Consider the following 10,715-nt stretch of genomic DNA (forward strand, 5'->3'; position numbering starts at 1 on the left):
TGCCCGACGGCCTCGACTTCGTCACCGCCGCCTCCCTGGGGTGCCGGTTCGCCACCGCCTTCCGCGCCCTGACCGCCCACGGGCGCGTACGCCGCGGCGACTGGGTCGCCGTGCACGGCTGCGGCGGGGTCGGGCTGTCGGCGGTGATGATCGCCGTGGCGCTCGGCGCGCGCGTCGTGGCTGTCGACGTGTCCGCCGCTGCGCTGGCCCGGGCCGCCGAGCTGGGGGCGGAGGTCGCCGTCGAGGGCGGCCCCGGCGCGCTAGGGCAGGTGGTCGAGGTCACCGGGGGCGGCGCGCACGTGTCACTGGACGCGGTCGGGTCCTCCGACACCGCCGTCGCCTCGGTGTCCTGCCTGCGCCCGCGCGGCCGGCACGTGCAGGTGGGGCTGCTGCTCGGCGAGCACGCCGCACCGCCGCTGCCGATGAGCCTGGTGGTGGCCAAGGAGCTGCAGGTCCTCGGCTCCCACGGCATGGCCGCCCGCGACTACCCCGCCCTGATCGACCTCGTGGTCTCCGGCGCGGTGCGGCCCGACCTCCTCGTCGGCTCGGTGATCGGCCTGGCGGAGGCCGGCGCCGCGCTGGCGGCGATGAGCCGGCCCCCCACCACCGCGGGGATGACGGTGGTCCGGCTGGGGACGTCCTCGTGATCGGGCGCCCGGACCGGGCCACCGAGGGCGTCGTCCTACAGCAGCCACGGGAGGATCCGGCCGTCGGGCGGGCCGACGGTCTGCTCCGGCGGGGCGGCTCCCAGGGCCGAGGAGAAGGCCTCGAGACCCTGTGCGAGCATCCGCTGGTCGTCGGTCGCCATCCGGGCGACGACGTCGCCGATGAGCCGGCGACGCGCTGCCATCAGGCCGGCCACGAACCGGGTGCCGTCGTCGGTCAGTCGCAGGACGACGGTGCGCCGGTCGGTGTCGTCGCCCTGACGGCTGATCCGTCCGTCGGCGACCAGCTGGTCGCAGGTGCGGCTGGCGTTGGACGCGTTGAGGCACAGGTGCTGCGCGAGCGTCGAGAGGTTCATGGGCCCGTGCGCGCCGAGCACGACGAGCACCCGCAGCTGCGGCACCGAGATGTCCTGGGCCACCTCGCTGAGGGTGCGCGCCACGATCGCGGTCATCGTGCGGGAGACGGCCGTCAAGGCCTCGGTGGCGCGGTTCTGGACCTCGTCCACGGCCTCTGAGCCGCTGTCGGCCGCCGGGGCGCCCCGACGATCCACCCGTGACCGCGATGTCGAGCCCGTCGCCATCGGCCCGTCCCTCCTCCCGCATGCCGCGCGGAGCCCGCGTCCCAGGCGCCGCGGCACCGCGGTAGCCAGGCGGGGCTGGTGCATGCGCGAGCGCAAGGAGTGCCCGGGCGGGCTCATTCGCGGGCTCATTCGCGGGCCGTGCTGCAGGCGGGACAGGTCCCGAAGATCTCGACCTCACTCGGAGTCCCCGCCACGTCGATGCGACGGTCCCGGGCCGCCGATCCCGCTCAGGCGAGCGTGAGCGAGTAGCCGCGCCCCCGCACGCGCCGGACCCGCGCGACGCCCTCGAGCTTGGTGCGCAGCCGGGCGACGTGGACGGAGATGTTGTTGCCGGTCGGGCGGCCGGCGTCGGTCCCCCACAGCGACGCGCGCAGGTCCGCGTCGGAGAGCAGCTCCGGCGCCCGGTGCAGCAGCGTGCGCAGCAGCTCGAACTCCTTCCACGGAAGGTCCGGGATGCGCTGTCCTCCCACCTTCACGGTGTAGGCCCGCGCATCCAGCTCGATCGGGCCGAAGGACACTCGCGCGTGGTCGTCGAGGGCGTGGTCGAACCGCTGCAGGACCTCCCAGATCTCCTCGGCCGTGTAGGGCCTGGAGACGGCCGCCCCCGCGCCGGCGAGCATCAGCCCGCCCGCGTCCGAGGCATGCGCCGGGTCGAGGGCCGCGATCACGAAGGAGCAGCCGTACTCCCGGACCTTCGCCACGAACTCCGGGGCCGCGATCCCGTGGGCGTCGGGAGCGATGACGACGGCGTTGGGACGCATCCGGCCGAACTCGACGAGCCCGTCGACCGTCGACCCGACCCAGGTCACGTGGACCCCGCGCGTGCTCATGTCGTCCCGCACGGCCGGGTCATCGCCCAGCGGATCGACGACCAGGAGGTGTGCCCCGCTGGTCTCGGTCCATCGTCCCGAGTGGGTGCGGGCCGTGGGCCGGCGCTCCGGCCGGTCGGACAGGTGCTCCTCCTGCGGCAGTGAGCCGAGTGCTGCAGACATGCACGATCCTCAGCCGAAACGACCAGAGATGTAGTCCTCCGTGCGCTTGTCGCGGGGCGCCGAGAACATCTGGCTGGTCCGGTCGAACTCCACGAGCAGGCCGGTGCGGTTGCCGGTCGTCTCGTCGGCGCGGGCGGTGAAGAAGGCGGTGCGGTCGGAGACGCGTGCGGCCTGCTGCATGTTGTGGGTCACGATGATGATCGTGTAGTCCGACCGCAGCTCGTGCATGAGGTCCTCGACGCGTGCCGTGGCGATCGGGTCCAGGGCGGAGCACGGCTCGTCCATGAGGATCACGTCGGGCTTGGTGGCGATGGTGCGAGCGATGCACAGACGCTGCTGCTGTCCTCCGGACAGCCCGTAGGCCGACTGCTTCAGCTTGTCCTTGACCTCGTCCCAGAGCGCGGCGCCGCGCAGGGCGCCCTCGACGAGGTCGTCCATGTTCTCGACCTTCATGCCGGTGACCTTGGGGCCGTAGGCGATGTTGTCGTAGATCGACTTGGGGAACGGGTTGGGCTTCTGGAAGACCATGCCGATGTGGGTGCGCACCGCGATCGGGTCGACGTTGCGCGCGTACATGTTCTGCCCGTGATAGGTGACCTCGCCCTCGACGCGCGCCCCCGTCACGAGGTCGTTCATCCTGTTCAGGCATCGCAGCACGGTCGACTTGCCGCATCCGGAGGGGCCGATGAGGGCGGTGATCTCGTGGCGCCCGAAGGAGAGGTTGACGTCGTGGACGGCATGGAAGTCCCCGTAGTAGACGTTGAGGCCGAAGGCCTCCATCACCGGGTCGGGCGGCATGTCGGGGAGACCTCGCGACTCGCCGTCGTGCGCGTCGACCAGCGGGTCCGGGACGTGACCGGCCGGGGTGCGGCTGTTCGCGTAGGCGGCATTTGCAGGCATGGGGTGACTCCTCACCAGGTTCTCTGGAACTTGTTGCGAATGAAGATGGCCAGGCCGTTGAGGCCGAGGATCATGACGAGCAGGACGACGATCGCCGCGGAGGCCGCGGTCTGGAAGTCCTCCTGGGACTGCGAGGTCAGCGAGAAGATCTGCATCGGCAGCGCGGTGATCGAGCTCAGCAGGCCCTCCGGGTCGAACCGGACCGACCCGGCGAGGCCCACGACGACCAGCGGGGCGGCCTCACCGATCGCCCGGGACAGGCCGAGGATGGTGCCGGTGGCGATGCCCGGGATGGCCGACGGGAGCGTCTGCCGCCAGGTGGTCTGCCACACGGTCGCGCCCAGCGCGAGGGACCCGTCGCGGATCTCACGGGGCACAGCACGGACAGCTTCTCGGGTGGTGATGATGATGACCGGCAGGATCAGCAGGGCCAGGGCGATGGCGCCGCCCAGCACCGTGCCGCTGTTGTCGAACCCGAGCAACGCCATCACGGCGACCGCGAGGAGGCCGTAGACGATCGAGGGGACGGCGGCGAGGTTCTGCAGGTTCAGCTCGATCAGCCGGTTCCACCAGCGGTCGCGGTTGGCGAACTCCTCGAGGTACAGGGCGGCCGCGATGCCCAGTGGCACCGCGAACAGGGCGGTGAAGACCATGAGCCACGCGCTGCCCAGGATGCCTGCCCGGAAGCCGGTCGTCTCCGGCGAGACCCGTGAGCCGTACTCGGTGAGCAGCGCTCCGTCGAACCGCGACGAGCCCTCGATGATGGTGTCGATGATCAGCACGAGGAGCACCACGACGCCGAAGAACATGGAGAACCAGAGCAGGCCGAGGAAGATCAGCGCGGCCGGGCCATGCTCCTTGCTGCGCCCGGTGGCGAGCGACTGGGTGACCTCGCGGGCGGTGGTGGTGGCGATGCTCATCAGTAGACCTGCCTGAAGCGACGGACGAGGGCGATGCTCACGACGTTGACCAGCAGCGTGATCACGAAGAGCAGCATGCCCACTGCGAACAGGGTGTTGTACGAGGTCGATCCGACCGGGTTCTCCCCGCCGGCGGTCTGGGCGATGAAGCCGGTCATGGTCTGCATCCCCTCGCGAGGGTCGACGCTGAGGTTCTTCTGGGCGCCGGCGGCGAGCGCCACGATCATCGTCTCCCCGATCGCCCGCGACATGCCCAGCACGATGGCGGCGGCGATGCCGGACAGGGCGGCCGGGAACACGACCCGCAGCGTCGTCTGCATGCGGTTGGCGCCCATCGCCAGCGAACCCTGCCGCAGCGAGTGCGGGACGGCGGAGAGTGCGTCCTCCGACAGCGAGGCGATGGTCGGGATGACCATGACGCCCAGCACCAGGCCGGCCGACAGTGCGTTGGTGAAGTTCACCTGCACGCCCAGCAGGTCCTGAAGGACGGTGGGCGTGACGAAGGTGAGGGCGAAGAACCCGTACACCACCGACGGGATCCCGGCGAGCAGCTCCACGGTGGGCTTGAGGAACTTCCTCGCTCGACGCGAGGCGTACTCGGAGAGGTACATCGCCGCGCCGAGCCCCAGGGGGACGGAGACGAGCAGCGCGATCACGGTGACCATGAGGGTGCCCGCGACGAGCGGGAGCACGGCGAACTGGCCCTCCGTGGAGAAGAAGTCCCCGAAGGGGACCTCTCCGAAGAAGTCGAGGACCGGTCGGATGAGCGCCGCGATGATGCCCACGGTCACGGCGACGGAGACGAACGCGGACGACGTCAGCACCACGCGGATGGCGCTCTCGGCGGGTCGGCTCTTGCGGGCGAGGTTCACGGCGGGTGGGCCCGTCCGACCGGACGGGCCCACCACGCTGGAGGCGTTGTTGCTCATGGAGGGGATGCTCAGCTCGCCAGGCCCTCGGCCGCGGACTGGGTCTCGGCGTAGAGGTCTTCGCTCAGCGGGATGAACTGGCCGACCTCGGCGATCTGGGAGAGGTTCTCGATGTAGAAGTCGACGTACTCCTTGACCGCGGCGTTGTCGTTGTAGGCCGTGTTCTTGACGTAGACGAACAGCGGGCGGGCGAGCGGGGTGTACTCACCGGCCTGGGCGGTCTCCGCGGAGGGCTCCACGCAGCCCTCGCCACCGTCGATCTGCAGGGCCTTGAGCTGCTCCTGGTTCTCCTCGTAGTAGGTGTAGCCGAAGTAGCCGGTGGCGCCCTCGGTGCCCGCCACACCCTGGACGAGCACGTTGTCGTCCTCGGAGGCCTCGTAGTCCTGGCGGGTCGCGGGCTCCTCGGCGTCGGGGTCGATGACCTCGCTCGCCATGTAGTCGTAGGTGCCCGAGTCCGTGCCGGGACCGAAGAGCGCGATGTCCTGGTCGGGGAAGCTCGGGTCGAGCTCGCTCCAGTTGGCGACCTTGGAGTCGGGCGCCCAGAGCTGGACGAGCTGGTCCACCGTCAGGCAGTCGACGGCGAGGTCGGGGTGCACGACGACGGTGAGGGCGTCGGTGGCGACCTGGAGCTCGGTGTACTCGATGCCCTCCGCCTCGCAGGCGGCGACCTCCTCCTCGTCGATCGGCCGGGAGGCGTTGGAGATGTCGGTGTCGCCGGCGCAGAACGCCTCGAAGCCACCGCCGGTGCCGGACTCGGAGACCGACACCTGGATGTCGGGGTTCTCCTCGTTGAGCAGCTCACCGGCCGCGTCGCTCATCGGGAAGACCGTCGACGAGCCGTCGACCGCCACCTGCCCGCTGACTCCGTTGCTGCCGCTGCCCTCCTCCGCGCCTGCGTCGGCCCCGCCGCAGGCGGTGAGGGCGAAGGCGAGGACGGCCACGCCGGGGACGATGCCCCGGCGGAATGAAGTGCTGGTCACTTCGTCACTCCTGTAAGTCTCTTGGTTGCTGACGTCCTGAAACCTAGGCAGACGCGGTGACGACGGAGTCTGTCGCTCCTGAACGGAACGTGAACAAAGATGGAGCGGATCGCGGCGACGGCGATGTGTGTGAGCTCCCGGTAGGCTCGTCACCGGTGCGCCGGGAAGTCTGGTCGGCAACGACCGCCCCGACCCCGAAGGACTGATGTGTCAGACCTCCGCCCCCGCCGCCTCTTCACACGCGGATCCCTCGCCGAGGACGTCAGGATCACCGAGATCCTTCGCAAGGAGACCGTCGGTGGCGCCCTCCTGCTGCTGGGCACCGCCGTGGCCCTGGTCTGGATCAACTCCCCGGCTGGGGACTCCTACACCTCACTACGCGACCTCACCGTGGGGCCCGAGGTCCTGCACCTCGACCTGACCCTCGGCACGTGGGCCGCCGACGGGCTGCTGGCGATCTTCTTCTTCGTCGTGGGCCTCGAGCTCAAGCGGGAGTTCGTCGCCGGCGACCTGCGAGACCCCGCGCGTGCCGCGCTGCCGATCCTGGCGGCTCTGGGCGGCGTGGTGGTGCCGGCCGCCGTCTACGTCCTGATCAACCTCGGCTCCGACGGTGACGCCCTGAGCGGATGGGCCATCCCGACCGCCACCGACATCGCGTTCGCGCTCGCGGTGCTGGCCATCATCAGCACCCACCTGCCCACCGGCCTGCGGACCTTCCTGCTCACCCTCGCCGTCGTCGACGACCTCGTCGCCGTCACGATCATCGCCGTCTTCTACACCGCCGACCTGGACCTCCTGCCACTGGCCGGCGCGCTGATCCCGCTGGCGCTCTTCGCCCTGGCCGTGCAGCGCCGCATCCGCTCCTGGTGGCTGCTCATCCCGCTCGCCCTGGTCACCTGGGTGCTGGTCCACGAGTCGGGCGTCCACGCCACCATCGCCGGGGTGCTGCTCGGCTTCACCGTCCCGGTCATCCGATCCGCCGCTGCCGGAGGTCCCGATGCCGGCCCAGGGCTTGCCGAGCACTTCGAGCACCGCATCCGACCCATCTCAGCCGGCCTGGCCGTGCCGGTGTTCGCGTTCTTCGCCGCCGGCGTCGAGATCGGCGGCCTGACCGGGCTCCGCGAGTCCCTCACGGACCCCATCGCGCTCGGCATCGTCGCCGGCCTCGTGCTGGGCAAGCCCGTCGGCATCCTGGGCACCGCGTGGCTGACCGCCCGGTTCACCCGGGCCAGCCTCGACGACGAGCTGACCTGGGTCGACCTGCTCGGCGTCTCCCTGCTCGCAGGCATCGGTTTCACCGTCTCGCTCCTCATCGGCGACCTGGCCTTCGGTGCGGGCAGCACGGCCGACGACCACGTCAAGGTGGGCATCCTCACCGGCTCCCTGGTGGCCGGCCTGCTCGCCGCGATCCTCGTCAAGTCCCGCGACCGCGCCTACGAGCGCATGGCAGCCGCGGAGGCGGTCGACGCCGACGCCGACGGGATCCCCGACGTGTACGGCGGAGGACCCGGTCGGGGCCCGACCGAGCAGCCGCCCGCCACCGATCGGCCAGACATCAGCTGAGTCGCTCCCGAAGATCTGCCAGGAGACGGTCGGCGCGCATGCTCAAGGCATCGAGGTCACGTCGGTGGGGTGAGGCTGCCGCGAAGGACTCGACCAGGTGCTGCACGTGGTCCTCCAGGGTCCGAAGAACCTCCGGGTCGGCGCTGACGACGGCTACCTGCTCCACGAGGCCGAGAGACCGGTGCAGGACCGTGGGGTGGTTGACCGCGTAGACACGCATGGCGTCGAGCACGTGATCCATGCCAGGAGCAGGACCGGGAACCCCACGTCCTGGTCAGGTGTCCGAGCCCGACCCAGGCGCACCGCCGCCCGCAGTCCGTCGACGGCCTCCTCGACGAGCCGTTCGGCCGGAGCACGACGGCCAAGGCTGGCCCCTCGACGACGTGTTCACCGGGACGGACATGCACGTCGCCCTCCTCCAGCAGCTCGGGGTACGACGACCCGTCAGAGCTTGCTCTGCACCCCGGCCAGCAGCTGCCGGGCCATCACGATCCGCTGCACCTGGTTGGTGCCCTCGTAGATCTGGGTGATCTTCGCGTCGCGCATCATCCGCTCGACGGGGTAGTCGCGGGTGTAGCCGTAGCCACCCAGCACCTGCACGGCGTCGACGGTCACCTGCATGGCGACGTCGGAGGCGAAGCACTTCGCCGCGGCGCCGAAGAAGGTCAGGTCGTCGTCGTCGCGCTCGGAGCGGCCGGCCGCGGCGTACGTCATCTGGCGGGCCGCCTCCACCTTCATGCCCATGTCCGCGAGCATGAACTGGAGGCCCTGGAAGTCGGCGATCGGCCTGCCGAACTGGGTGCGCTCCTTGGCGTAGTCCAGCGCGTGGTCGAGTGCGCCCTGTGCGACGCCGACAGCCTGGGCCGCGATGGTGATGCGGGTGTGGTCGAGGGTCCTCATGGCGGTCTCGAAGCCGGTGCCCTCCGGGCCGATCATCCGGTCGGCGGGGATGCGCACCCGGTCGAGGTAGACCTCCCGCGTCGGCGACCCCTTGATGCCCAGCTTCTTCTCCTTGGCGCCGAAGGAGACGCCGGGGTCCGACTTCTCGACGACGAATGCGGAGATGCCCCTGCTGCGCCGGTCGGGGTCGGTGACGGCCAGGACGGTGTAGAACTCGCTCTCGCCGGCGTTGGTGATCCAGCGCTTCACCCCGTCGAGCACCCAGTCGTCACCGGCGCGCACCGCGCGGGTCCTCATCCCCACCGCGTCGGAGCCGGCCTCGGGCTCGGACAGGCAGTAGGAGAACCCGCCCTCGCCGCGGGCCAGCGCGCCGAGGTACTTCTTCTTCAGCTCCTCCGAGCCGGCGATCTGCACGGGCAGCGAGCCCAGCTTGTTGACGGCGGGGATGAGCGAGGACGACACGCAGGCGCGGGCCACCTCCTCGATGACCAGCACGGTCGCGAGCGCGTCGGCGCCCGCGCCGCCGTACTCCTCCGGCACGTGCGGGGCGTGGAAGTCGGCGGCCAGCAGCGCGTCGTGCGCCTCCTGCGGGTAGCGGGCCTCCTCGTCGACGGCGGCGGCGTACGGCGCGACCTTGGCGTCGCAGACGGCGCGCACGGCCGCGCGGACGGCCTGATGCTCCTCGGACAGGGCGTAGAGGGGATACTCGCTCACCTCCTCATCCTACTGCTGGGTAACGGCGAGCCCTGGACGTAGGGTCGGCCGATGGCGACAAGCGTCTTCGACGGCCGGATCGCCGGCGTGGGCACCTCCTCCGGCGTGCGACTGGTGGTGGGCGCCTGGGTCACGAGCCCGCTCGGTGCGTTCGCGGACGTGATGCTCGAGACGGCCGCCGGACACCGGCTGCTGCTGGCCCCGACCGGGGAGGTCGCCGACTTCGTCGCCGGCACCTACGCCTTCGACGAGGTGCGGGTGGAGGCCGTGTCCGTGACGACCGGTGACACCTGGGCGGTGCGCACGGACTCGCTCGTGCTGGACATCGTGGTGGGCCGCCGCCACCTCGTCTCGGCGCCGCTGCGCCTGGTGCCGGGCGCGGTCCGCGACCGGGAGCCCTGGGCCCGGCTGACCGATCCGGTGGCCCGCCTGCTCATGCCCGGCGTGCGCACCCACGGATCGGCGGGCAGCGACCGCACGCAGTGGTACGCCGCCCGCGCGGTGCACCGGGTGGCGTCGGTGTCGGGCACGTTCGAGGGCAGGCCGCTGGGTGGGCTGGCACCACTGCGGCCGGCCGTGCGGTTCGGGTTCTCCTCCGCTCCCGCCGCCCCGTCGGTGACCCGGGTGCGGTCGTTCGTGCGCGACCTCGACTGACGACGTGCGGGGCGCACCGGTCACAGCGGTACGCCGTTCCTGCAAGGCGAGTTACCGTGGAGTACATGTCGACCTCCTGGCAGGATCCCGCCGCCCTCTCGCTGATGCTCGACGACCTCGGGACCTGGGCCGTCGTCGGCCTGTCGGGCGACACCAGCCGGACGGCGTACTCCATCGCGCGGCTGCTGCAGGAGCGGGGGAAGCGGATCGTCCCGATCCACCCCGACGCACCGACGGTGCTCGGCGAGCAGGGCTACGCGTCGCTGGCCGACGTGCCGTTCCCGATCGACGTGGTCGACGTCTTCCGCAGGTCCGAGGCGGCCGGCGAGTTCGCCGACCAGGCCGTGGCCGTCGGCGCGAAGGCCGTGTGGTTCCAGCTCGGCGTCGTCGACGAGGCGGCGTTCGAGCGCACCACCGCGGCCGGCGTGGCGATGGTCATGGACACCTGCCCGGCCATCGAGTGGCGCCGCCGGAGGTGAGGGAGCTCCAGGTCCCGAGCGGCCCGGGCATCCCCAGCGGCCTGGTGATCCCTCCCGACGAGCTGGTCGAGCGCTTCTCCAGATCCCCCGGCCCCGGCGGCCAGTCGGTGAACACGACCGACTCGCGGGTCGAGCTGGTGTGGGACCCCGCCACGTCGGCGGTGCTCGACGAGGCGCAGCGGGCTCGGGCGACGGCCCAGGCGCGCGGCCCGCTGACCGTCGTCGCCTCCGAGCACCGTTCCCAGCACCGCAACCGGGTGGCGGCCCGCGAGCGGATGGCGGCGCGGATCCGCGAGCTCGTCGCGCCGCCGCCGCGGCCGCGCGTGCCCACCAAGCCGACCCGTGGGTCGAAGCGCCGCCGGCTGGATGCCAAGTCGCGGCGCTCCGACGTCAAGCGGCTGCGGGGCCGGGTCGGCCCCGAGTGACGGACCGTCGCCC

The 10,715-nt window shown here is 71.4% G+C and carries 13 protein-coding genes; 5 read left to right on the forward strand and 8 right to left on the reverse strand.

The genetic code is table 11. The features are described from left to right. The coding region (locus QZX64_RS03035; protein ID WP_295656855.1) for a zinc-binding dehydrogenase at positions 1 to 647 on the forward strand (647 nt) is incomplete at its 5' end. A gap of 35 nt (positions 648 to 682) precedes the next feature. On the opposite strand, the gene QZX64_RS03040 is transcribed toward QZX64_RS03035, so the two are convergent. The 6 genes from QZX64_RS03040 to QZX64_RS03065 all read right to left on the reverse strand — a co-directional run bounded on the left by QZX64_RS03040 (position 683) and on the right by QZX64_RS03065 (position 5,967). Beyond that, positions 683 to 1,171 (reverse strand): MarR family winged helix-turn-helix transcriptional regulator, encoded by a 489-nt coding sequence (locus QZX64_RS03040; RefSeq protein WP_295656858.1) that lies wholly within the window; start codon positions 1,169 to 1,171, stop codon positions 683 to 685. 302 nt (positions 1,172 to 1,473) lie between these two features. Further along, positions 1,474 to 2,238, reverse strand: coding sequence for a response regulator transcription factor (locus QZX64_RS03045; protein ID WP_295656860.1), 765 nt, complete (start codon positions 2,236 to 2,238; stop codon positions 1,474 to 1,476). Between the two features lie 9 nt (positions 2,239 to 2,247). Then, positions 2,248 to 3,036, reverse strand: coding sequence for a phosphate ABC transporter ATP-binding protein PstB (gene pstB / locus QZX64_RS03050; RefSeq protein ID WP_366558502.1), 789 nt, complete (start codon positions 3,034 to 3,036; stop codon positions 2,248 to 2,250). Between the two features lie 113 nt (positions 3,037 to 3,149). Further along, positions 3,150 to 4,058 carry a phosphate ABC transporter permease PstA gene (gene pstA, locus QZX64_RS03055; protein ID WP_295656862.1) on the reverse strand — a complete coding sequence of 303 codons (909 nt, stop codon included), beginning with the start codon at positions 4,056 to 4,058 and terminating at the stop codon, positions 3,150 to 3,152. Next, a complete protein-coding gene (gene pstC, locus QZX64_RS03060) occupies positions 4,058 to 4,987 on the reverse strand; it encodes a phosphate ABC transporter permease subunit PstC (RefSeq protein ID WP_295656864.1) in 930 nt (309 codons plus the stop codon). Before pstC ends, pstA begins: the two co-directional genes overlap by 1 nt. Positions 4,988 to 4,998: 11 nt before the next feature. Continuing rightward, on the reverse strand, positions 4,999 to 5,967 hold the full coding sequence (locus QZX64_RS03065) for a PstS family phosphate ABC transporter substrate-binding protein (RefSeq protein ID WP_295656867.1): 969 nt from the start codon (positions 5,965 to 5,967) through the stop codon (positions 4,999 to 5,001). Between the two features lie 207 nt (positions 5,968 to 6,174). Here QZX64_RS03065 and nhaA point away from each other — a divergent pair, with 207 nt between their 5' ends. Continuing rightward, a complete protein-coding gene (nhaA, locus tag QZX64_RS03070; RefSeq protein WP_295656869.1) occupies positions 6,175 to 7,530 on the forward strand; it encodes a Na+/H+ antiporter NhaA in 1,356 nt (451 codons plus the stop codon). On the opposite strand, the gene QZX64_RS03075 is transcribed toward nhaA, so the two are convergent. Together QZX64_RS03075 and QZX64_RS03080 are read right to left on the reverse strand one after the other, a co-directional pair. Continuing rightward, positions 7,523 to 7,771 carry a hypothetical protein gene (locus tag QZX64_RS03075; RefSeq protein WP_295656871.1) on the reverse strand — a complete coding sequence of 83 codons (249 nt, stop codon included), beginning with the start codon at positions 7,769 to 7,771 and terminating at the stop codon, positions 7,523 to 7,525. The two genes, nhaA and QZX64_RS03075, sit on opposite strands and share 8 nt — an antisense overlap. A 203-nt stretch (positions 7,772 to 7,974) precedes the next feature. Next, a complete protein-coding gene (locus QZX64_RS03080; RefSeq protein WP_295656872.1) occupies positions 7,975 to 9,144 on the reverse strand; it encodes an acyl-CoA dehydrogenase family protein in 1,170 nt (389 codons plus the stop codon). A 51-nt stretch (positions 9,145 to 9,195) separates the two neighbouring features. Here QZX64_RS03080 and QZX64_RS03085 point away from each other — a divergent pair, with 51 nt between their 5' ends. The 3 genes from QZX64_RS03085 to arfB all read left to right on the forward strand — a co-directional run bounded on the left by QZX64_RS03085 (position 9,196) and on the right by arfB (position 10,702). Continuing rightward, on the forward strand, positions 9,196 to 9,798 hold the full coding sequence (locus QZX64_RS03085) for a hypothetical protein (protein WP_295656874.1): 603 nt from the start codon (positions 9,196 to 9,198) through the stop codon (positions 9,796 to 9,798). 65 nt (positions 9,799 to 9,863) lie between these two features. Beyond that, on the forward strand, positions 9,864 to 10,277 hold the full coding sequence (locus QZX64_RS03090; RefSeq protein WP_295656876.1) for a CoA-binding protein: 414 nt from the start codon (positions 9,864 to 9,866) through the stop codon (positions 10,275 to 10,277). Continuing rightward, positions 10,274 to 10,702: an alternative ribosome rescue aminoacyl-tRNA hydrolase ArfB gene (gene arfB, locus QZX64_RS03095; RefSeq protein ID WP_295656878.1), complete on the forward strand. Its 429-nt coding sequence runs from the start codon at positions 10,274 to 10,276 to the stop codon at positions 10,700 to 10,702. Before QZX64_RS03090 ends, arfB begins: the two co-directional genes overlap by 4 nt. Positions 10,703 to 10,715 lie beyond the last annotated feature (13 nt).

Source organism: uncultured Nocardioides sp. (genome assembly GCF_902805925.1).
In the GTDB taxonomy this organism is placed as follows: Bacteria; Actinomycetota; Actinomycetes; order Propionibacteriales; family Nocardioidaceae; genus Nocardioides.

Coding starts and splice junctions, on each gene's coding strand:
- pstA (WP_295656862.1), bottom strand. CDS start 4,058: ATGAGCATCGCCACCACCACCGCCCGCGAGGTCACCCAGTCGCTCGCC.
- pstB (WP_366558502.1), bottom strand. CDS start 3,036: ATGCCGCCCGACCCGGTGATGGAGGCCTTCGGCCTCAACGTCTACTAC.
- QZX64_RS03045 (WP_295656860.1), bottom strand. CDS start 2,238: ATGTCTGCAGCACTCGGCTCACTGCCGCAGGAGGAGCACCTGTCCGAC.
- QZX64_RS03085 (WP_295656874.1), top strand. CDS start 9,196: ATGGCGACAAGCGTCTTCGACGGCCGGATCGCCGGCGTGGGCACCTCC.
- QZX64_RS03090 (WP_295656876.1), top strand. CDS start 9,864: ATGTCGACCTCCTGGCAGGATCCCGCCGCCCTCTCGCTGATGCTCGAC.
- pstC (WP_295656864.1), bottom strand. CDS start 4,987: ATGAGCAACAACGCCTCCAGCGTGGTGGGCCCGTCCGGTCGGACGGGC.
- QZX64_RS03075 (WP_295656871.1), bottom strand. CDS start 7,771: ATGGATCACGTGCTCGACGCCATGCGTGTCTACGCGGTCAACCACCCC.